This window comes from Actinokineospora alba (genome assembly GCF_004362515.1).
Classification (GTDB): domain Bacteria; phylum Actinomycetota; class Actinomycetes; order Mycobacteriales; family Pseudonocardiaceae; genus Actinokineospora; species Actinokineospora alba.
Window position 1 is genome coordinate 6,124,351 of record NZ_SNXU01000001.1, and the last position, 21,026, is coordinate 6,145,376.

Here is a 21,026-nt window from a genome sequence, read left to right on the forward strand (position 1 = left end):
GTCCATGTCTTTTTCATACCCCGGGTGGACCTGTTTTCACGGGGCCCCACATGGCGCCATCACTGTCGGCCACGCGCTCATTCTGCGAGTGTTCTGGGCGTGCTGTCCGCGGTCACCGGATAAGGCGATCCAAGGGCGACGGAGGGAGTGAAGATGTCCTGTCACGCTATCGGAGCCGCTCCGACCGGTGAAATCCGGGTTCCTCGGGGGGAGCCCGGTTGCGGCAGAACCCACAGGTCACAGCCACTTCTCCGGCGCGGAGAGGCGCGTTCCGCACAATCGTGCGCGCCTCGGCCGGATCACTTTCGAATCGACGGTTGCCCCGTCTCAGTGATATCGAGGATATCGAGGATACGGCTGCGCCTGAGTTCATCCAGCCGTCATGTCCGCTCGACGGCACACTTGCAGGGGAGACAAGATGCCAACTTTCACCCACGGGATCGACGTCACGAATGAATTAGGCAAGGAACTGATCGCGGCGGACTTCGGCCCGTTCTACGCGACACCCTGCGCCATTCTCTCACCATTACACCGAATGCTCGACGAACTGGCCGGAGTGCTCACCGTCGCACGTGAGGACAACGCGGTCGGCATCGCCGTCGGCGCCTCACTGACCGGCCGCAACCCGGTGGTCCTCATGGAGAACGCGGGCCTGGGCCTGTCGCTGAGCGCCATCGCCTCGCTCGTGGTGCCCTACCGGATCCCGATGCTGTTCGTCGTGGACGTGCGGGTCACCGCGGACGGGCAGCCGGACGCGGACCTGCCCGGCGAGAGCGTGATCCTGCGCAAGCTCACCGTGCCGCTGCTCGTCGGACTCGGCGTCGAGACGTTCGAACTGCGACCGGAAACCCCGATGGCGCAACAGGTGAACCTGATCCAGGAGTGCGTCCAGGACCAACGCAGGCCCGCCGCCCTGCTGCTCGCCTCCGACACCGCCCGGTTACCGCGATGAACAAGACCGCTGCCATCCAGGCGATCATCGAGGCGACCTCGACCACCCAGCCCGTGGTGTTCACCACCGACTCCACCTGCCGGATCGCGCAGGTCGTCAAAGACCGCCCGAACCACTTCTACCTCACCGCGGCGACCGGGCTGGCAGGCTCGCTCGGCATCGGGATCGCGCTGGAGACCCGGCGCGCCACGGTGATCGTGGACTCCTACAGCAACCTGGTGCGCAACCCGGTCGGGCTGATCACCGCGGGCACCCTGGTCGACCTGCCACTGATCCACATCGTGCTCGACGACGGGCTCTACGGCTCCGGGAACACCTCGCCCGCGCCGTCGGACCGCGCCGACGTCCTCGCGCTCGCGCGCGCGTCGGGCTACGCCGACGTCTCCACCACCGCGCAGCTCGACAAGTTCACCACGCTGCTGCGCGGGGGCCTGGCGAATTGCCACGCACCGGTGCTGGTGCGCGCGGTCCTCACCCATCCGGACTCGCCGCTGCCCTATCCGTCCGATGCCGACCCGGCGATTCACGCGAGCCGTTTCCACGCCCACCTCTCGATTCTTGACGGCGGCGCCCAGGCGGCGTGATATCCGCACAATTTTCGGGTGCATATTTCATGTGCGCCTTGAGAATGTGGCACGCGTAGTCGTGCGTGAAACACTTGAAAGCCATTCCCGCAACTCTGGAGAATGCTTTTTTGAGCTGTATCCATCACAGTCACAGATGTTCCACTGAAAGGGAACCGCCATGGACGAGATGGTCGTGCGAGCGGTCGAGCGGGCTATCGACACGATGCGGCGTGGCCTCGCCGATCGACTCACCATCGACGACATGGCCAGGTCGGCCATGTTCAGCAAGTTCCACTTCTCCAGAGTCTTCCAACAAGTCACCGGGGTCTCCCCCGGCCGCTTCCTGTCCGCCATGCGGCTCGAGGAGGCCAAGCGGCTGCTGCTGACGACGTCGCTGACCGTCGCCGACATCAGCCACCAGGTCGGGTACAACAGCGTCGGCACGTTCAGCTCGCGCTTCCGCAGCACGGTCGGCCTGTCGCCGATCTCGTACCGGCAGTTCGGTGGCTCGACCACCGAATTACCGGAGGACATCCCAGTTCCCGGGCCCGCGCGGACGTCGACGATCCGCGGCCACGTCACCCCGCCGCGGGGCGGGCAGGCCGGACTCGTGTTCATCGGGCTGTTCCCGAGCCGGATGCTTCAGGGCTCCCCGGTCCGCTGCGCGGTGCTGGACCGGCCTGGTCCGTACGCGCTCAACGACGTCCCCGAGGGAACGTGGCATGTGCTCGCCCACGCGGTGCCGCCCGGCGCCGAGGAGTCGCTCGACCCGGCGCCGTACGTCGGCGCGCACGGCCCGGTCACCATCCGGCCCGACATCATCGCCCGGATCGCCGACGTCTCCCTGCACGAGATGCGCACGTTCGACCCCCCGGTCCTCAGCGCCCTCCTCGACGTCCGTTCCGCCGCCCTCACCCGCCGCCGCACCACCCTCACCCGCCAGGCCAGCTAGCCGCGAGTCGCCCCTTCCGGCAAGTGAGTCGCCCCTTCCGGCAAGCGAGTTCAACATTCAGAACCGTGAGTCCCCCGTGAGTGCGGGGGACTCACTGCGTTGACTGGTTCTGAATGTTGAACTCGCTTGCCGGAAGGGGCGACTCACTTGCCGGAAGGGGCGACTCGCGACCGGGCAAAGGAAGAGCCCGGCGCGGGAGGGCGCCGGGCTCTTGGGGGGTGAAGGTCAGGAGACGGGGACGGGGACCGGGGTGATCTGGAAGAGGCTGACGAAGCGGGGGAACAAGGACGCGTCGCCGGTCAGGCCGACGTGGCCCGCCTCGATGGCCTGGGCGGGCGTCATCTCGCCGCTCATCAGCATCTTCAGCGCCGGGCCCAGCTCGACGACCAGGTCGGCGTCGGGAAGGGAACCCGCGCCGGTCTTGAGGACGCCGTCGACGACCTTCGCGTGGATGGTGATCTGGTCCAGGCGCAGCTCGAAGCTCGCGGTGAGCCCGGCGGCGGCCTCGGCCTGGTAGGTCGAACGCAGCGCCATGATCACCGAGTTCTCGGTGATGATGTCCTCCGGCCGCGGGTCCTCCAGCGACAGCGCGCCCCACCGGCTCAGCGCGAGGACGACCTCGTCGAGCGCGCGACCGTAGGCGGTCAGCTCGTAGGTCATGTCGCCGTCCTTCATCGTCTCCTCGACCACCCCGAAGTGCTCCATCTCGCGGAGCCGGGCGCAGAGCACGTCGATGGACAGCCGCGGGAAACCCTCAGCCAGGTCGGTGAACGACTTCGGGCCGACCAGCAGATCCCGGATGATCAGCAGCGCCCAGCGCTCGCCGATCATCTCCACCGCTCGGGACAGGCCGCAGAACTGTCCATAGGTCCGGCGGGTCATCGACTGCAGCTCGGAGATGATGCCGTCGAGCTGACTCGACTCCATCGCCTCGATCACGGCCTCATCCGGCGCGGGCACGGCGCCCGCGGCGGTCAGCCGGAACCGATCGCTGGCGATGGTCACGCCCTCCCGGTCGACGACCAGTTTCCATTGGTTATCCGTCATGTGTCCGCATCCAATCTGCGTCGTCCCCGCAACCGATGACATTCCCGTCGCCGCAGGCGTAGTCGACGATGGGTTCACTCCGTAGGATTGTTTTCTGCGGTTGTACCGTTCCATCGTGCTGTCACGCCGTTCGCGGTGCATCTCCACAATTGCCGCTGCCGTTCCGGCGACAACAGTGGTGTCCAGTCGAAAAACCGCTGAACTCATCCTCGGCGAGCAAACCCGCGCCCATAAACTAAACGGTACTCGTCCGGCGACACCAAAGGTCGTGAGCTATTACGGCGCCCGAGATGAATAACGCATGCGACCGACATGCGTTTCTCACGAAATGGAGACCTAGGCCTGCTCGCGGAGCAACCGGATCAGCTGGGTCCGCGACCGGATCCCGAGCTTGCGGTAGAGCCGGGTCAGCGTCGCCTCCACCGTCTTCACGCTGACGAAGAGCCGGTCGGCGATCTCCCGGTTCGTGGCTCCCTCGGCCACCAGCTCCGTGATCCGCGATTCGCCGGTCGTCAGCGGCAGCGCGGTGGGCGGCGCGGTGTCCGAACCGTCGAGGCGGGAGCGCATCTGCTCGGTCTGGTCGATCCATGGCCGGGCGTGGGCACTCTGGAAGACCTCCGTGGCCGCGTCCAGGGCCGCGCGGGCGGGGGCGAAGCGGCGGCGGAGGCGTTCGGTCTTGGCCCGGGTCAGGTGGGTCTTGCCGACTTCCAGCGGCTGGCGCAGCTCCGCGAACGCCGCTGTGGCGCGGTCGAGCAGGGCGATGGCGCCGTCGGAGTCGCCCCGCGCGACGAGCAGGTTGGCCTCGGCGCGGTCCAGGCGGGCGCGCACGCCGTCGGTGTGCGGCCTGCCGTCGATGGTGGCGCGGGCCTGGGACAGTATGCGCTCGGCGTCGTCGAGTTCGCCGGTGGCGACCAGGCCGATGACGAGGTCGCCATGCCACCGCAGGATCGACGGGTTGCCCCCGGTCGGTTCGGATTCCGCGACCCGGCGCAGGGCGGCGACCGCCTGCGCGGGCTGGCCGGACCGCAGCAGGGCCTGACCGAGCACATGCAGGTGCCGCCGGACGAACACGCCGTCGGCCTCCTGCTCCGAGGCCCGGATGCCGCGTTCGGCGAGGAACTGGGCGCGGGCGACGTTGCCGCCGGCGAGTTCGGCCTCCGCGCTGGCGTGCCAGCAGGGGCCGGGGCTCATCCTGGCCTCGCCCGCGATCCGCAGCGCGCGGTCGGCGTAGTTCAGCGCGTCGCGGCAGCGGCCCAGGCCGACCGAGACCTCCGACAGCGACCGCAGCACGTGCACGAGTTCCTCGGCCGCCCCGTGTTCGACCAGGGCGAGCATGTCGAGCAGGTCGGAGCGGGCGTCGTCGAGGCGGTCGTCGAAGATCGCGAAGCGGGTGCCGATGTAGCGCGGCGAGAGGTGCGTCCAGCCGTCGACGTCGGGGGCAGGCAGTGCGAGGGCGGCGCCGAGTGCCGACCAGCTGTCGGGCCGGCCGACCACCCGGAACTGCAGGGCGATCGCGGCGGCGGCGAGCGCCTCGGTGTTGTGGTCGCCGACCTGCCGGGCCAGTTCGACCGCGCGCTCGGCGTCGGCGATCGCCTTGTCGGAGTCGGCGGCGACCATGGCCGCCCACGACTGCCAGAGGAACAGCAGGGCCTGGGACGCGGCGTCGTCGCCCGCGTCGGCGATGGCGGCGGCGAACATCTCGCGCATGCCGCCGAGCCCCTGTCCGGCGAGGTGGATCACCGCCATGCGCACCCGGACCCGCTGCAGCGGGCGGGCCTCGGCGGCCAGCAGGGCGCGGGCGGCGCGGTTGGCCTGCTCGGGCAGGCCTGCGTTGGCCGCGGCCTCGGTGGCCGCGACCAGCCAGTCCAGCCGCTGGCTGGCCAGGTCGGCGGGCGCGCGGTCGGCGGCGAGGAGGTACAGCTCGGCGGCCAGGTCCCGGGAGCCGCGGCGGATCGCGGTCTCGGCGGCGACGACGAGCGAGCGGGCCACCTGGGCGTCCGGCGCGGCCGAGGCGAGCGCCAGGTGGCGGTCGCGCTGGTCGTCGAAGGTGACCGCCTCGGCCAGTTGGCGGTGCGCCTCGGCGCGCTGCTCGGCGTCGGCGAGTTCGGCGACGATGGACGCGGCGGCGGGCGGGGTGAAGCGGATGTTCTCCTCGTCGGTGACGACGAGCCCGGCCTGCACGGCGTGGCGGATGTCGTGGCGGGCGTCGGCGCGGCCCGCGCGCAGCAGCAGCCGGATCGTCGGCCGGGTCGCCAGCGCGCACATCAGCAGGGTCTGCCGGACCCGGGGGGCCACCCCGGAGAGTCGTTCGTGCACCAGCGCGGCCACGCCGGGCGGCAGTGGCGCTGGCGCGCGCAGGCCGGTGCGCTCGGAGAACGCGCCCGCAAGGGTCAGCGCGAGGTAGGGGTTGCCCTCCGAGTCGGCGTGGATCGCCACGGCGGTGCGGGCGGGCAGACCGTAGGCGTCGAACAGCTCGGCGAGGTCGTCGGCGGTCAGCGGCGGCACCGGCAGCCGCAACAGCGGCCGCGGCGCGAGCAGGGCGGGCGGGACCGGCCGCGGGTCGGCGCCGTCGCCGTCCTCGGCGAGGTCGGTCGGCTCCTGGACGCGGCCGGCGACCACGACCCGCACCGCGCTGCCGGGCAGCCGCCGCGCGGCGTAGGCGAGGATGTCGGCGGAGGTGGCGTCGATCCACTGGACGTCGTCGAGCAGCACCAGGACCGGTGCGTCGGCGGCAAGGCCGAGCAGCAGTGAGTGCCAGGCCATGCGCAGCGCGGGCGATCCCTGCGGGTCGACCCGCTCGCCGCTCAGCACACCCTCGACCGCTCGGCGCTGGGGTTCGGGCAGGTCGGCCACGGCCGGACCGGGGACTTGGGCGAGCAGGTCGGCCAGGGCGGTGCCCGGGATCCACCGCTCGTTCTCCGCGCTGGTGGCCCGCAGGACCCGCCCCTGCGCGTCGGCCGCCACCTCGTCGAGCAGGGTGGTCTTGCCGATGCCGCTGGGCCCGGTGAGCAGCACCCCGCCGCCGTCAGCGAGATGGCCTCGCAGGCTCCCCAATACCCGTGCCCGACCGACGATGCGCGCCGCCCGGTCCGCGGACGGGCGCACATCCGCGCTGGGACCTACCTCGCCGTCCACAGCGAAGAGGATATGACGCATCCGCTCGACACCGACGTTCGGGCATGCCGAGACGATCTCCACGCGGCCCTGGGCGGCCGCCGGGGTGTCCACGAAAGCGGCGCTACGCGGCGCGATGCCTGCCCGCGGGTCGGAGAAATCCTTGCCCTGGGCCACGTTCGGCGGGCCTGCGGTCGTCGAACCGCGCGGTGTCGGGATATTCCCCAGGCGTGCCAACGGCGTCACCCTTTCCGGGAGTCGGCGCGGCGGCGTCGCGGCGCACCAAGAGCAGCAGGCACAAGGCGAACACGAGCACGCCGTGCCCGCCCACGCGGGAGGCGGGGACGGCGCCTGCGAACAGGTCGTAGACCGAATAGCCCAGCAGCACCACGACGAAGCCCGCCAGCACCGGGATCAGCCCCGACGCCGCGCGCGGCCGCAGCGCGGCCCAGGCGAGCCCGATCCCGAGTGCGAGCGTCCACGCGGTGCTCTCGTTGACCAGGTGCCCGGCGAACGGCCCGGCGTGCCCGTGCCCGACATGCGCCATGGCCGTGTCGACGCCGACGATCTGCGCGACGGCGAGGGTCGACTGGGCGATGGCGACAACTCCCAGCCCGACCCGCGGCCACACCCTGGTCGCGGCGGGCGCCGCGGCGAGGATGGCGTCGGTCAGGTCGGGCACCGCCACCGCTTCGCGCACGCGCAGCGATCGGGCCAGCGCCACGACGCCCGCCTGCCACTGCCGACAGGCCGCGCACTCGGCGAGGTGCCGGTCAGTGGCCTCGGCGGGCGCGGGCTCACCTTCGCCGTCGAGCCGTGCGGACACGGCTTCACGGCACGTCATACAGTCCACATCACAGTTGGTCGCCCATTCGGCCCTCGAAGTTCCCTCGACTTCCTCCGCTACGCTGCGCGTCGTGGGAGCACCAGAGGGCGACCAGGGCGACGGCCACGACGAACTGACGGTGTGCGCGCTCGCCGCCGGGGCGGGCGACCGGCGTGCCCTCGAGAGATTCGTCCACGCCACCCAGCGCGACGTCTGGCGGTTTCTCGCCCATCTGACCCGCGTCGACCTGGCCGACGACCTGACGCAGGAGACCTACCTTCGCGCCCTGCCGAGCCTCCCCCGTTTCGCGGGCAGGTCGACCGCCCGCACCTGGCTCTTCTCCATCGCCCGCCGTGTCGCGGTGGACAACGTGCGGTCCGCGCTGACCCGGCCCCGAGTGGCGGCGACCGACGACTGGGCCACCTCGGCGGAAACCCGGCACGCGTCGACGCATGAGGCGGCGGCGGGGTTCGAGGACATCGTGGAGCTGAACCTGCTGTTGGCGGGCCTGTCGGACGACCGGCGGGAGGCACTGGTGCTGACCCAGGTGCTGGGCCTGTCCTACAGCGAGGTGGCGGAGATCAGCGGCTGTCCGGTAGGGACAGTCCGGTCGCGCATCGCCCGCGCCCGTGAGGATCTGCTGCGGGCGGACGGAACGCGCCGGACCTCCTCAGGCTGAGTCCGAGTCCCAGCGGCTGAGGTCCTCCCGGCGCAGCGCGGCGGCGAGCAGGTCGCCGAAGCGGTCCGGGGTGCAGGCGAAGGCGGGCACCCCCAGCGCGGCGAAAGCGGCCGCGTTGTCGTGGTCGTACGACGGCGCACCCGAGTCGGCCAGCGCCAGCAGCGCGACCAGCTGCACGCCGGACTCGACGATCATCCGGACCCGGGTCAGCATCTCCTCGCGGTTGCCGCCCTCGTACAGGTCGCTCACCAGGACCATCAAGGTGTCCTCGGGCTTGGTGATCAGCCCCTGGCTGTAGGCGAGTGCCCGGTTGATGTCGGTCCCACCGCCGAGCTGGGTGCCGAACAGGACGTCGACCGGATCGTCGAGCAGGTCCGACAGGTCGACCACCGCGGTGTCGAACGCGATCAGCCGGGTGCGCAGGGCCCGCATCGACGCCAGCACCGCGCCGAAAAGGCTTGCGTACACCACGGATTCGGCCATCGAGCCGGACTGGTCGATCGCGAGGATGACGTCGCGCTGGATGCTCTTGTTGCGCCGCCCGTACCCGACAAGCCGTTCCGGCACGACCGTGCGCAGCTCGGGCGAGTAGTTGCGCAGGTTGGCGTGGACCGTCTTGCCCCAGTCGATATCCGCGTGCCGGGGCCGCGCGCTGCGGGCCGCACGGTCGAGCGCCCCGCGCACGGCCGCGCGAGTCGGTTCACCCAGCCTGCTTTCCAAGTCGTCGACAACTTTCCGCACGACATCGCGCGCCGTTTCCTTGGTGCGCTCGGGCATCACGGAGTTGAGCGACAGCAGCGTCCCCACCAAGTGGACGTCCGGCTCGACCGCGGACAGCAGCTCCGGTTCGAGCAGCAGCCGTTTGAGGCCCAGCCGGTCGACGGCGTCGCGCTGCATCACCTGCACGATGGAACTCGGGAAGTACGCGCGGATATCGCCCAGCCACCGGGCGACCCGCGGCGCGGACGCGCCCAGTCCGGCCGAGCGCGGCGCGCCCGATTCCGGCTCGGGCTGGTACAGGGCGGCCAGCACACCGTCCATTTTGGAGTCTTCGGCATCCAGGCCGACGCCGGTGCCGTCCTCGTCGCCGCCGAGGACCAAGCGCCAGCGCCGCAGGCGTTCGTCGTTCATCGCACCCCCAGCAGCGTCGCGAGCACCGGCACGGCGGCCGCCGCCCGCTCTTCGTCGATCTCCGCCACCACCTCGGGAACACCCGAGCCGCGCCGGGCCGCCCGTTCGCCGATCGTGCGCCGCTCCGGGCCGGCGAACGCGCCGAAAGTGCGCCGCAGCAACGGAAGTACCTGGGCGAACTGGTCGCCGGCGATACCCGCGAGCCAGCGGTCGAGGACGTCGAGGAGCGTGTCGTCGTGGATCAGCAGCAGGGCACCGCCCGCGAAGAAGCCCTCGATGTAGGCGGCGGCCGCGGCGGGCGCGACACCGGCGGTCAGCTCCCGGCCCAGGCGCAGCGCGACCTCACCGGTGGCCACGCGGTCGGCGTCGTGCAGCAGCCGGGTGACCCGGCCCGCGAGCAGGGGCGGCGCGGAGTCGCGGGCGGCGACCGCCGCGAGCGCGTCGAGCCATTGGCCGGTCGCGGTCTCGCCGAGCAGGCCGGTGGCCTCGTGCACGCCGTCGACCAGCGCGCACAGCTCCTCGGCGGCTTGGTCGTCGAGGCCGTGCGCGGCGCGCGGCAGGCCCGCGCAGACCCTGGTCAGGATGCGTTCGCTGACCGCGGTCAGCGCGGCCGTGTCGGTGCCCCGGACGTCGCCGTAGCGCGCGGCGCGGGCCAGCGGCGGGAGCGCGCCCATGAGCGCGGCGGCGTCCGCGTCGGCGGCGGCGCGGGTGTCGAGGGCCGCGAGCGCTTCGGGCAGGGCATCGGCGAGGTCGGCGAGCAGGCAGTCCTCGATGGCCCCGGTGATCTCCGGCAGCGAGGACTCTGCCGTGGTCCGCGACCGCACCACGGAGGTAGCGGCGGCGACCACCGACGTGCCGTGCACCCCGGCCGCGACGAGGTCGACCTCGAAGGCGGGTTCCCAGGCCAGCGACCACGTCTCGCGGAACGTGCCCTTGGAGCGGCGGGCGGAGATCGCCGGGACACCCCAGTCGATGCCGAGGACCCGCAGCCGGTGCAGCAGCTTGGAGCGCTCGGCGCCGTTGGTGTCGCGCAGGTCCAGATCGAGTTCGCGTTCCTGCGGGTCGCGCTTGAGCCGCAGCCTGCGGGCCTGGGCGGTGAGGTCGGCGGCGACCGGCGCCTGCGGGGTGCCCTCGGGCACCTCCCCCAGCCGCTCCCCCACGACCAGCCGTCTGGTGACGAGGTCCAGTTGCAGCTCGTCGCCGCCGCAGAGGACCGCCCGGGTGGCCTCGGTGACCTCGGAGAGCCCGGCGACGGCCCGGCCGCGCAGCGCGGCGAGGGTGTCGGCCAGCCGGACCGCCTCGATCACATGGGCGCTCGACACCGGCAGGTCCTCGGTGCGCAGCACCCTGGCCACATCCGTCAGCCACCGGGCGGTGATGTGGTCGGTCGCGGTGAACAGGTGGTGGTACCAGCCGGGTGAGGTGATGCCAGCGCCGTAGCCGCTGGTGGTGGCGAGCCTGCTGTGCGTCCACGGCACCCAGGTGCACGCGACCTTGCGCTTCGGGAGTCCTTTGAGGATCCGCTGGTCGTGCGCGGCGGGCGGGAAGGGCTGGCGCAGCGCCGGGACGTGCCAGGCACCGCAGACGACGGCGATCCGCTCGTGACCGTCCTTTTGCGACTTGCGGATGACCTGGCGCATGTACGCCTCACGCTGCCGCTCGCGTTCGTCGGTGTCCTGATGCTCCTCGCGCAGCGCGCCCATCGCCTCGGCGATCACCTCGAACGGCGGCTCGCCGTGGCGGCCGTGTTCGATCATCTCGTCCCACCAGCGCTCGGCGTCGTCGTAGCCCGCCAACTGGGCCAGCGTCCCGAGCGGGTCCTCCGTGCGACCACGGCAGCGGGTGGGTTCGGCGGCGAACTGGTGGGCGGCGGGCAGGTCGCAGAAGCGCACCGGGACACCGGCCTCGACCGCGTAGCGGATCGCCTGCCATTCCGGGCTGAACACGGCGAACGGCCAGAACGCTGCGCGCGCCGCGTCGTCTGCGGCGTAGGCCAGCAGCGCGACCGGCGGCACCATGGTGTCATCGGCCGCCCACGACACCAGGGCGTCGGCCTCCGGCGGCCCTTCGATGAGCACGAGGTCCGGGGCCAGGTCGGCGAGCGCGCGCACCACGGCGCGGGCGGAACCCGGGCCGTGGTGGCGGATGCCGAGAAGGGTGACCGCTTCGGTCATCCGCTCAGCTCCCGGCACGCCCGGTAGAAGTCCGACCAGCCGTCGCGCTCACGCACGACCGTCTCCAGGTACTCCATCCACACGACCCGGTCGGCGGACGGGTCTTTCACCACCGCGCCAAGGATTCCGGCCGCCACGTCGTGCGGCCGCAGCACCCCGTCGCCGAAGTGCGCGGCGAGCGCGACACCGCCGGTGAGCACGCTGATCGCCTCCGCGGTGGACAGAGTGCCCGACGGGGACTTCACCGCGATCCGCCCGTCCTCGGTGCGCCCGGCGCGCAGCTCGCGGAACACGGTGACCACGCGGCGGATCTCGGCCAGGCCCGCACTGTCGGCGGGCAGCGCGAGCGAGGCGCCGAGATCGCTGACCCGACGGGTGACGATCTCCACCTCGGCCTCCGCGGTGTCCGGCAGCGGCAGGACGACGGTGTTGAACCGCCTGCGCAGCGCGCTGGACAGCTCGTTGACGCCCTTGTCGCGGTTGTTGGCGGTGGCGATGACGTTGAAACCGGGGCGGGCCTGCGCCTCGGACTCCAGCTCCGGGATCGGCAGGGTCTTCTCGGACAGGATGGTGATGAGGCTGTCCTGCACGTCGGCGGGGATGCGGGTCAGCTCCTCGACCCGGGCGAGCCTGCCCTCCCGCATCGCGCGCAGCACCGGGCTGGGCACGAGCGCCTGCTCGCTGGGACCTTCGGCGATGAGCCGGGCGTAGTTCCAGCCGTAGCGGATGGCTTCCTCCGCGGTGCCCGCCGTGCCCTGGACCAGCAGCGTCGAGTCCCCGCTGATCGCGGCGGCGAGGTGTTCGGACACCCAGGTCTTCGCCGTTCCCGGCACGCCCAGCAGCAGGAGCGCGCGGTCGGTGGCGAGGGTGGCGATCGCGACCTCGATAAGCCTGCGCGGGCCGATGTACTTGGGGGTGATCACGGTGCCGTCGGGCAGGGTCGTGCCCAGCAGGTAGTTCAGCACCGCCCACGGCGAGAGCCGCCACGAGGGCGGCCGCTGCCGGTCGTCGTGCTCGGCCAGCGCGGCCAACTCGGCGGCGTGGGCCTGCTCGGCGTGCGGGCGCAGCACGGTCTCGGTCATCGCTCATCCCTCTCACTGCGGCAGATCAGGGTGGTCATGGCGGCGTATGGCGGCGCAACGCTCGCGTGGCCGATGGGAGCCGGCTTCATCGCAGCTCCTCCGCCATCTCCCGGCGGAACACCAGCGTCTCGGACAGGTGCCGCCGCCAGGCGGGGGCGTCCGGGGGCAGCGGCTCGACGGCGACCCGGTGGCGCAGGCACTCGGCGGGCACCGTGCGGGCGATCATTCCCGCCGCCCTGGCGACGGCCCGGTGGTCGGTGTGGCCCGCCAACCAGTCCAGGAGGGCGTTTCCCAGGTCGACGGGCCAGGGGGCGGGTAGCGCCACCACAAGTTCGGCGAGATCGGCGGACTTGCGAGCGCCACCGAGCTCGGCGACCGTGCGGGCCCGCTCGGCGGCGGGCAGCACGTTCACCAACGCGGCGGTCTCCGGGGTGGTGAGGTCGTCGGTGGTGAGCAATGCCCGAGCCCAGGCGACGTCGCGCTGACGGGCGGCGGCGGCGGCCCACGCCTCGAGCAGGATGCCCGGATCGCAGCCCTGGACGGGCATCCCCAACAGGTCGGCCGGGTTCCGCTCCCACCCGGCGAGTGGGGCGGCGGCCACGATGTGCCGCAGCCAGGCCGTGCGCTGCCCACCCCGCGCGGGGGCGGCGGGGACGCCGTCGCGCGCCATGCTGTCGTCGCGGGTGGTCGGGAGGCGGACGGTGATCGTCGCGTCGGCCACCGTCACCAGGGCCCGCAGGCGCTCGGCCATCCGGGCGGCGAACGCCGACGCGGGTCTGCCTGCCAGAATGTCGGCGGCGAGCGCCCGGACCTCCTGGGCCCGATCGTCCAGGGCGGCTTCGAGGAAGTCGTCCCCGACCAGGTCCCGGACGGCGCGCAGGAACCGCACCCGATTCGCGGCGGGCTCGGCCGACCAGTCGCGGGCCAGCGCCTCGCCCGCGGCGGCCGGATCGGCGGCGAACGTCTCGCGCAGCCACCGGACCCGTTGGTCGGTGTCGCCGTAGCGCCACACGTCGGCGATGTCGGACCGGTGGTCGGCCAGGTAGCTCCACTCGGGATTGAGCGCGCCCAGCCAGCCACCGCGCGCACCGGCGACCTCGGCGAACGGCGAGCGCAGGGCGTGCCGGGTCCGGGCCAGCTCGGCCAAGATCGGCAGCCGCTCCGGCGGCAGCCGCAGGTCGGTGCGGCGCACCAGGTCCAGCCAGTCACCGAGCAGGTCGGTGTGGTCGCCGCTGAGCATCCGGTCGAGCCGCCGCCTCGCCACGGCGGGGATGACGGCCCGACTGTCCTCAGCCGCCGCCTGCACCGGCAGGCCACCGGTCTCCGGCACCCGACCCGCCCGCCGGTAGCCGGCCATGAGCGCGGCGGCCGTCAGCAGCCGGGTCGCTGGGTCTTCGTTCTCGGGCACCAAGGCCCGCACGGATTCCGGCAACCCTTCGGTGTGCACCACCCGCCGCCGCGTCCCCAGCAGCGCGGCGGCCACCAACTCATCCCACCCGCTCACAACCGCACCGCCCGCTCCCCGTCCCAACAGGACAGCGGACGCAACCCACTCACCGAAAGCTCCGCCGCCACCGTCAGCGGCCGCCCACCCGACACCGCCAGCAGCGTCCACGGGTCCACCCCCGCGCCCAGCGGCAGCACCGATCCGTCCACAGAGGACAGTCCCCATTCCTTGCCCAGCGACACCGGCGAGACGTCGTGCAGCACCACCGGGAGCCGGTCGAGCCATGGGTCGAGTGCCAGCCCGGCGGCGAACGCGGCCAGCGCGTCGTCGACGGTTCCGCCGGAGGGCACCGGGGCGGGTACGGCGTCGTCGCGGTCGGCGACCAGTGCGCGCAGCGGGAGGGCGCCCGGGTAGAACGCCAACGTGGCCGGGACGAGGGTGCCCGACACCAGCGAGGTGTCGAGAATCCGCCCCGGGCCCGCGAACGACAGCACCAGCGCCCACCGCCCGCTCGCCGAACCCCGCAGCCACGTCCGCCGGGAGACCAGTTGGTCGTTCTCCTGGTCGACGTGGCCCGCGACCAGCCACTCGTCACGCACCCGGTCGCCGGAGGCCAGGACGTCGGCGGTGTCCACGGTGAAGCCCAAGCGGGTGCGCACGGTCGCCGCGAGCGGAGCGGGTAGGTCGTCGATCCGGGCGTACGCCACCGCCAGCGTCCGCAGCAGCGCGAGGTCTTCGAGCAGCCGGGACGGCCAGTCGCGCCCGCGCCCGGGGAGCATCGCGGCCCGCCGCAACCCCGACGCGAGGCCGGGGGCCTGGGCGTCGACCATGCGGGCGGCCACGGCGTAGAGCACGTCAGGGCTCTGGTCGAGCACCGCCAAGCCGGTCGTCACCTGGTCCCCGAGCCAGCCGATCAGCTCCGCGGCACCGCCCGCGACCCGCGAGGCACGCTTCTCCGCGCGCCGCGCCGCCGCTTCCTCGTCGCGCTCACCGGAAGACTCGGCCCGCTTGGGCCGGGCCAGCCACGTGTCGACCCACTCCGGCTCATCGGACTCCGGGACCGCGCCGTCAGCCCACAGCAGCAGCAACCCGAGAGCGTGCTTGCACGGGAACTTCCGGCTCGGACATGAGCACTTGAACGCGGGCTCGGACAGGTCGACGCCGACTTGGTACGGCGCCTTCCCACTCCCCTGGCAGGCACCCCAGACCGCATGCGCCGAGGCTCCCAGCGACGGCCACTTCGCCGGACTCGCCTGGCTCCGACCCGCCTTCGCGGACGCGGCGTCGGGCGCGAGGTCGAGCACCTGCTCAGCGGTCCACCGCACCCCGCGCCCTCGTCTCTGCCGGCACCTGCCCCGTCGACCCGAGCATGCCGGCTGACACCGACACCGACGGTGCCAGGTCAGTTCACACAGTCCGGCGCGGCAGGCATGTCCCCGGCCATGGCTGCCTGGACGAACGGCCGCACCGCCTCCGGCGAGACCTCGAGCCCAGCGCCCTGCGTCGAGTTCACCACCTCACCCACCGGGATCAGCGCGACCCGCACCCCGCCACGCGTCTTGGCCAGGCCCTCCGCGAGTCCGAGCAGATCCGCGTCGGTGACCACCTGATCGCGGACAGCGGCCAGCACCGAGGCCGCGTTGGCGGGAGTGACGCGGCCGATCAACCCGGACAGGAACACCTGCTGGCGCTTGATCCGGTCCAGGTCCCCGTTGGGCAGCCCGTGCCGCTGCCGCACGAACGCCAGCGCGGTCGAACCGGCCACCGTCTGCCGGCCTTCCCGGAAGTCGGCCTGGGCGAACGGGTCCCGGGTCGCCGCCCGCAGACACACCTCGACACCGCCCACCGCGTCCGCCGCCCGCCCGATCGCGGCCATGTCGATCACGAGGTAGTCGTCGATCGCCATGCCGGTGAGTGCGCCGACAGCCGTCATCGTCAGCTCGGCGCCCGCCTTGTCCGCCTCGCCCTGGCTCGCGCCCGCCGACAGGGCGGCTTCCCGCCCCCGGCTGAACGCCGAGTTCACCTTCCCCTGGCCGAACCCGGGGATGTCGACCAGCGTGTCGCGCGGCACGGAGATCGCCGTCGCCCGCTCCCCGGCCAGCCGGGTCAGCATGATCGTGTCCGCGCGGCTCCCCTCGTCCCGGCCGAGCACCAGAACCGTGCGTTCCTCGAGAACGGCGCCGGGGGCGGCGGGCGGTGCCTGATCGCGGCGCACCATTTGCGGGATGACCACGGCGGACACCGCGGCGACCACCACCGCGACCGCCGCGAACACCAGCGGCATCGACCGCCGCGGCCGCTCACGCCGCAGTGCGCGCAGGACGGTCGAGCCGTCCACCGCCCGGCCCGCCTGCTCGGTGACGGCTTCGCGGATCAAGGACTCGGTCTTGTCGAACGTCATGAGAGGACCTCCGTCACGGTCAGGTCGGCGGCGCGCAGGGTGCCCAGCGCGCGCGAGATGTGGCTGCGGACAGTGCCCGCGGAGCAGCCGAGGACCTCGGCGATCTCGGCGTCGGTGCTGTCCTCGTAGTAGCGCAGGACGATCGCGGCCCGCTGTTTGCGCGGCAGCGTGGCGATCCGGACCCGCATGGCCTCACGCTCGGCGTGGCGCACGGCGGGGTCACCCCCGGACGGCCCGATCGCCTCCAGCGTCGAATGCGCCGAGGTGATGTCACGCGCGGCGCGCTTGCGCCGCCACGAGAGGTACTCGTTGGTGACCATCCGCTTGACGTAGAGGTCGGGCGCGTCGAGCCTCCCGATCCGCCCCCATCGTGACTGCGCGCGGAGCAATACCTCCTGGACGACGTCCTGCGCGAGATGGGGATCGCAGGTCAACGCCGTGGCGTAGCGCAGCAGCCGGTCTATCCGTTCGGCCGCGAACGCGTCGAAACTGTCCGGCACTCATCGCTCCTTTCCCTGGTCGACACCCCACAAACGCGGTGACGGCCGCGTTTGTTGAGTGCTCCGGGAAAGAAACTCGTGACACCGGATCAGTAGGCCGACACTGGCGACCGATCCGGTGTGACGACGTCTTGCCGCATCGCCGTCGGGGGCGACGTCCCACTGGTCGGTCGGGTGCGGACAAAAGTTCCCACACCACCCGATCGAGTGACAAAGCGGTGGCCCATCCCGGGCGCGGGGGATGGGCCACCTGTCATTCAGGAGCTAGCGGTTCGCTAGAACTGCAGGCTCCAGGCATCGATGTATCCGGTGTCGTAGCGGGCCACGTCCTGGACCTTGAGCTTCCAGGTCCCGTTCGCGACCTCCGTCGACGCGTTCACCGTGTACGTGGTGAGGATGTTGTCGGCGGAGTCGTTGGAGCTGGAGCTCTTGAGCCGGTAGGCCGAGCCGTCCGGGGCCACCAGGTCGATGACCACATCGCCGCGCCAGGTGTGCTTGATGTCGACGTTGACCTTCAGCGTCGACGGCGCGTTGCCGGCCTGGCCGGTCACGGTGACGTCGCTGGTGACCGCGGCGCCCGCGTCCGGGATGTTGACGTTGTTGGTGTTCTCGAACTTGCTCCCGGTGGGCGGGGGCTCGGTGGTGCCGCCGGTCTGCTGGTTGATCCAGGTGAGGTTGGCGGCGATGCCGGTGTAGAGCGTCGTGGTCGCGCACTCGCCGTTGTTGTCGCCCGGGCCCTTGGTCTCGCCGACCAGGGTCCAGTTGCCGCGCGAGCCGACCAGGGCCGGGCCACCGGAGTCGCCGTGGCAGGCCGAGTGGGTGCGGTCGCCGGAGATGCAGACGTCGGTGGCGCTGCCGCCGCCCGGGTAGCAGCGGCTCGACTCCAGCACCGTCAGGTCGATCTCCTGCAGGTAGGAGGGGTTGCTGCAGTTCGGCCAGCTGGTGCAGCCGAAGCCGATCAGCCGGGCGGGCGTGCCCGGCGCCGGGTTCGACGTCGCCATCTTGATCGGCGTCATGGTCGAGGGCTGCGACAGGTGCATCAGGGTCAGGTCGGTGCCCGCCTTGTCGACTCGGCGGTCGACGCTGCGGACCTCGCCGCCGGAGGAGCGGTAGACCGAGCCGATGCGGGCCGACGACGCGTTGCCGCAGTGAGTGGCGGTGACGATCCACTGCGGGGCGACCAGGCTGCCGCCGCAGCCGTTGCTCATGCCCGCGTGGAACGAGTAGGTCTCGGTGGCGTTGCCGCCGCCGATGATCTGGATCTCCTGAGGCGGGTCGTCCGACGGCGGCGCGGCCAGCGCGGCCTCGCCGACGGTCACCGCCAGTCCCAATGCCAGCGCGGCGGCCGCGACGCGGCCCAGCCAACGGTGCTTCATGTGTTTGCCCTCTCGGATGACGCTGCAGGGTGGGCGGGACCAGGCAGGCGGCCCCGCTTGTCTCGCACGATGGCCCCGGCCGGGGGCCGCGCATCATCAGAGATGGGTATTCAGCGAACTGATGCCCCCGTCGCGCTGTGTGATCGACTTTCCCTCGACAGCCCCGTGTGCCTGTCGGATGTGGTGTGGCACAAGCAATCCGACCGCCACCACAAGTAGTCGAACGAGATTCACGAACCTCCCTCGGAACCCATCTGTGAACTGGTGATGTCCACGCGGGGAAACCGGCCAGAAGCGCTCGATCGTGTGGTTGCCGGGTCGAAGCCTTGGCGAGGCCCCGGCCGCTTTGGTTTCGTGGACAAGGTCGAGATCAACGCCGACCATCGCCCCACTCCCCCGAAACGGCAGGTACCACCCCATGCAGCCCTTCGAGCTGCCCGAGTTCTATCTGGTCCACCCCCCACGGCTGAACCCGAACGTGGACCAGGCCCGGCGCAACAGCAAGGCCTGGGCGTACGCGATGGACATGATCGACGTCCCCCAGGCGGGCACCCCGATCTGGAGCGAAGCCGACCTCGACTCCCACGACTACGCCCTGCTGTGCGCCTACACGCACCCGGACGCGTCCGGTCCCGAGCTGGACCTGATCACCGAGTGGTACGTCTGGGTGTTCTACTTCGACGACCACTTCCTGGAGCTGTACAAGCGCTCCCGCGACATCCCGGGCGCGCGCGCCTATCTCGACCGGCTGCGGCTGTTCATGCCGGTGCGCGGCGAGATCACCGAGACGCCGACCAACCCGGTCGAGGCCGGGCTCGCAGACCTGTGGGCACGCACGGTGCCCGCGATGTCCGCCGACTGGCGCGAGCGGTTCGCCGAGAGCACCAAGAACCTGCTCGACGAGTCGCTGTGGGAACTGGCGAACATCAGCGAGGGCCGGGTGTCGAACCCGGTGGAGTACATCGAGATGCGCCGCAAGGTCGGTGGCGCGCCCTGGTCGGCGAACCTGGTCGAGCACGCCGTCGGCGCCGAGGTGCCCGCCGCCATCGCCGCGTCGCGGCCCATGCACGTCCTGCGCGACACGTTCTCCGACGCGGTACACCTGCGCAACGACCTGTTCTCCTACGAGCGAGAGGTCCTCGACGAGGGCGAGCTCAGCAACGGCGTGCTGGTGTTCGAGAAGTTCCTCGGCTGCACCACGCAGGAGGCCGCCGCGGCGGTCAACGACCTGCTGACGTCGCGGCTGCACCAGTTCGAGCACACGACGTTCACCGAGCTGCCCCCGCTGTTCGACCAGCACGGCCTCGACCCGGTGCAGCGCGCGGGCGTCTTCGCCTACGTCAAGGGCTTGCAGGACTGGCAGTCGGGCGGCCACGAGTGGCACATGCGGTCGAGCCGGTACATGAACGGCGGCGGCGCCGAGGAGCCGGCGCTCGGCGGTCCGAAGGGGCTGGGCACGTCGGCGGCGCGGATCGTGACGTCACTGGTGAACACCGCCGAGCAGCGGACTCGTTCGTTCACCCACGTCCCGTTCGAGCGAGTCGGGCCGCTTCCGGTGCCGGAGCTGTACCTCCCCTACGCCAACACGCTGAGCCCACACCTGTCCGCGGCGCGGGACAACCTCGTCGGCTGGTGTGCGCGAATGGGCATCCTGGACTCGGTGGTCTGGCACGAGCACACCCTGCGCGCCGCCGACCTGCCGCTGTGCGCGGCGGGCATCCACCCGGACGCCACTCCCGCCGAACTCGACCTCACCAGCGCCTGGCTGGCCTGGGGCACCTACGCCGACGACTACTACCCGCTCGTGTTCGGCCGCACCCTCGACCAGGCGGGCGCCCGGGCCTGCACCGACCGCCTGCACGCCCTGATGCCGGTCGACGGCGAACCCACGCCCGTCCCCGTCAACGGGCTCGAGCGCGGCCTGGCCGACCTGTGGGCGCGCACGGCGGGTCCGATGGGCGTCGAGGCGCGGCGCACGTTCAAGGCCACCGTGGTCGACATGACGCGGAGTTGGCTGTGGGAGTTGGACAACCAGGCGATGAACCGGATCCCCGACCCGGTCGACTACCTCGAGATGCGGCGTCAGACGTTCGGCTCGGATCTGACGATGAGCCTGTGCAGGCTGTCCCACGGCCGGACGGTGCCGCCCGAGATCTACCACTCGCGCCCGATCAGGGCGATGGAGAACGCCGCCGCCGACTGGGCGTGCCTGGTCAACGACCTGTACTCGTACCAGAAGGAGATCCAGTACGAGGGCGAGATCCACAATGGTGTGCTCGTGGTGCAGAACTTCTTCGACTGCGACCTGGACCACGCGGCGGCCGTGGTGGTCGACCTGATGACCTCGCGGATGCGCCAGTTCGAGCACGTCGTCGACATCGACCTCCCGACCTTGTTCGACGACTTCGGCCTCGACGCGACCGCGCGCGCCACCCTGACCGGGTACGCCGAGGAGCTCAAGCACTGGATGGCCGGAATCCTGAACTGGCACGCGCAGGTGGACCGGTACAAGGAGTCCTATTTGGACCAGACCGCTCCGGGCCATGCTCCCGCGGTCGCCCGGCACCTGGGGCCGACCGGCTTGGGCACCGCGAGCACCCGAATCCTTCCCGGCCGGGCCGCGAAGATCCCACTGCCCACGCCCTAGCCCCTTCGCGAGTCCCCAACTCCCGACAGTGAGTTCTCAGTTCAATTGAGAACTCACTGTCGGGAGGTGGGGACTCGCGAAGGGTCAGTCGAAGGTCCGACCCGGCATCCGTCGAAAGGTGGACGCCCCGGG

Annotated in this window: 16 protein-coding genes; 5 read left to right on the forward strand and 11 right to left on the reverse strand. The window is 71.6% G+C overall.

Annotated elements, in window-relative coordinates; genetic code table 11:
* Positions 1-418 precede the first annotated feature (418 nt).
* The 3 genes from C8E96_RS27865 (at position 419) to C8E96_RS27875 (ending at position 2,470) form a co-directional block, all read left to right on the forward strand.
* On the forward strand, positions 419-952 hold the full coding sequence (locus tag C8E96_RS27865) for a hypothetical protein (protein ID WP_091383577.1): 534 nt from the start codon (positions 419-421) through the stop codon (positions 950-952).
* Positions 949-1,536 carry a thiamine pyrophosphate-dependent enzyme gene (locus C8E96_RS27870; RefSeq protein WP_091383576.1) on the forward strand — a complete coding sequence of 196 codons (588 nt, stop codon included), beginning with the start codon at positions 949-951 and terminating at the stop codon, positions 1,534-1,536. The genes C8E96_RS27865 and C8E96_RS27870 overlap by 4 nt, the downstream gene beginning before the upstream one ends.
* Positions 1,537-1,696: 160 nt before the next feature.
* On the forward strand, positions 1,697-2,470 hold the full coding sequence (locus C8E96_RS27875; protein ID WP_091383575.1) for a helix-turn-helix transcriptional regulator: 774 nt from the start codon (positions 1,697-1,699) through the stop codon (positions 2,468-2,470).
* 225 nt (positions 2,471-2,695) lie between these two features.
* Here the strand turns inward: C8E96_RS27875 and C8E96_RS27880 are convergent, their stop codons facing one another.
* From C8E96_RS27880 to C8E96_RS27890, 3 genes are all read right to left on the reverse strand, one after another.
* Positions 2,696-3,517 carry a winged helix-turn-helix transcriptional regulator gene (locus tag C8E96_RS27880; RefSeq protein WP_228770316.1) on the reverse strand — a complete coding sequence of 274 codons (822 nt, stop codon included), beginning with the start codon at positions 3,515-3,517 and terminating at the stop codon, positions 2,696-2,698.
* Positions 3,518-3,853: 336 nt separating this feature from the next.
* Positions 3,854-6,808 carry a helix-turn-helix transcriptional regulator gene (locus C8E96_RS27885; protein WP_228770315.1) on the reverse strand — a complete coding sequence of 985 codons (2,955 nt, stop codon included), beginning with the start codon at positions 6,806-6,808 and terminating at the stop codon, positions 3,854-3,856.
* On the reverse strand, positions 6,756-7,475 hold the full coding sequence (locus tag C8E96_RS27890; RefSeq protein WP_228770314.1) for a zf-HC2 domain-containing protein: 720 nt from the start codon (positions 7,473-7,475) through the stop codon (positions 6,756-6,758). The genes C8E96_RS27885 and C8E96_RS27890 overlap by 53 nt, the downstream gene beginning before the upstream one ends.
* A gap of 73 nt (positions 7,476-7,548) precedes the next feature.
* Between C8E96_RS27890 and C8E96_RS27895 the strand changes: the two genes are divergently transcribed.
* Positions 7,549-8,136 carry a sigma-70 family RNA polymerase sigma factor gene (locus tag C8E96_RS27895; RefSeq protein ID WP_228770313.1) on the forward strand — a complete coding sequence of 196 codons (588 nt, stop codon included), beginning with the start codon at positions 7,549-7,551 and terminating at the stop codon, positions 8,134-8,136.
* Here C8E96_RS27895 and C8E96_RS27900 read toward each other — a convergent pair.
* The 8 genes from C8E96_RS27900 to C8E96_RS27935 all read right to left on the reverse strand — a co-directional run bounded on the left by C8E96_RS27900 (position 8,128) and on the right by C8E96_RS27935 (position 18,247).
* Entirely contained in the window at positions 8,128-9,267 is a 1,140-nt protein-coding gene (locus C8E96_RS27900) for a VWA domain-containing protein (protein WP_091383573.1), read from the reverse strand. The genes C8E96_RS27895 and C8E96_RS27900 overlap by 9 nt on opposite strands.
* A complete protein-coding gene (locus C8E96_RS27905; RefSeq protein ID WP_091383572.1) occupies positions 9,264-11,441 on the reverse strand; it encodes a DUF5682 family protein in 2,178 nt (725 codons plus the stop codon). The genes C8E96_RS27900 and C8E96_RS27905 overlap by 4 nt, the downstream gene beginning before the upstream one ends.
* Complete coding sequence (locus tag C8E96_RS27910; RefSeq protein ID WP_091383571.1) at positions 11,438-12,523, reverse strand: ATP-binding protein; 1,086 nt, start codon at positions 12,521-12,523, stop codon at positions 11,438-11,440. The genes C8E96_RS27905 and C8E96_RS27910 overlap by 4 nt, the downstream gene beginning before the upstream one ends.
* Positions 12,524-12,608: 85 nt before the next feature.
* Positions 12,609-14,027, reverse strand: coding sequence for a DUF5691 domain-containing protein (locus tag C8E96_RS27915; RefSeq protein ID WP_091383570.1), 1,419 nt, complete (start codon positions 14,025-14,027; stop codon positions 12,609-12,611).
* A complete protein-coding gene (locus C8E96_RS27920; protein ID WP_228770312.1) occupies positions 14,024-15,295 on the reverse strand; it encodes an SWIM zinc finger family protein in 1,272 nt (423 codons plus the stop codon). The genes C8E96_RS27915 and C8E96_RS27920 overlap by 4 nt, the downstream gene beginning before the upstream one ends.
* Positions 15,296-15,372: 77 nt before the next feature.
* A complete protein-coding gene (locus C8E96_RS27925) occupies positions 15,373-16,371 on the reverse strand; it encodes an LCP family protein (RefSeq protein WP_091383569.1) in 999 nt (332 codons plus the stop codon).
* Positions 16,368-16,871, reverse strand: coding sequence for a SigE family RNA polymerase sigma factor (locus C8E96_RS27930; protein WP_091383568.1), 504 nt, complete (start codon positions 16,869-16,871; stop codon positions 16,368-16,370). Before C8E96_RS27930 ends, C8E96_RS27925 begins: the two co-directional genes overlap by 4 nt.
* Positions 16,872-17,146: 275 nt before the next feature.
* Entirely contained in the window at positions 17,147-18,247 is a 1,101-nt protein-coding gene (locus C8E96_RS27935; RefSeq protein ID WP_091383567.1) for a trypsin-like serine protease, read from the reverse strand.
* A 418-nt stretch (positions 18,248-18,665) separates the two neighbouring features.
* Here C8E96_RS27935 and C8E96_RS27940 point away from each other — a divergent pair, with 418 nt between their 5' ends.
* Positions 18,666-20,894, forward strand: a complete 2,229-nt coding sequence (locus C8E96_RS27940; protein ID WP_091383566.1) for a family 2 encapsulin nanocompartment cargo protein terpene cyclase — start codon at positions 18,666-18,668, stop codon at positions 20,892-20,894.
* Positions 20,895-21,026 lie beyond the last annotated feature (132 nt).

Coding starts and splice junctions, on each gene's coding strand:
- C8E96_RS27900 (WP_091383573.1), bottom strand. CDS start 9,267: ATGAACGACGAACGCCTGCGGCGCTGGCGCTTGGTCCTCGGCGGCGAC.
- C8E96_RS27870 (WP_091383576.1), top strand. CDS start 949: ATGAACAAGACCGCTGCCATCCAGGCGATCATCGAGGCGACCTCGACC.
- C8E96_RS27935 (WP_091383567.1), bottom strand. CDS start 18,247: ATGAAGCACCGTTGGCTGGGCCGCGTCGCGGCCGCCGCGCTGGCATTG.
- C8E96_RS27905 (WP_091383572.1), bottom strand. CDS start 11,441: ATGACCGAAGCGGTCACCCTTCTCGGCATCCGCCACCACGGCCCGGGT.
- C8E96_RS27910 (WP_091383571.1), bottom strand. CDS start 12,523: ATGACCGAGACCGTGCTGCGCCCGCACGCCGAGCAGGCCCACGCCGCC.
- C8E96_RS27865 (WP_091383577.1), top strand. CDS start 419: ATGCCAACTTTCACCCACGGGATCGACGTCACGAATGAATTAGGCAAG.
- C8E96_RS27890 (WP_228770314.1), bottom strand. CDS start 7,475: ATGACGTGCCGTGAAGCCGTGTCCGCACGGCTCGACGGCGAAGGTGAG.
- C8E96_RS27875 (WP_091383575.1), top strand. CDS start 1,697: ATGGACGAGATGGTCGTGCGAGCGGTCGAGCGGGCTATCGACACGATG.
- C8E96_RS27925 (WP_091383569.1), bottom strand. CDS start 16,371: ATGACGTTCGACAAGACCGAGTCCTTGATCCGCGAAGCCGTCACCGAG.
- C8E96_RS27940 (WP_091383566.1), top strand. CDS start 18,666: ATGCAGCCCTTCGAGCTGCCCGAGTTCTATCTGGTCCACCCCCCACGG.
- C8E96_RS27880 (WP_228770316.1), bottom strand. CDS start 3,517: ATGACGGATAACCAATGGAAACTGGTCGTCGACCGGGAGGGCGTGACC.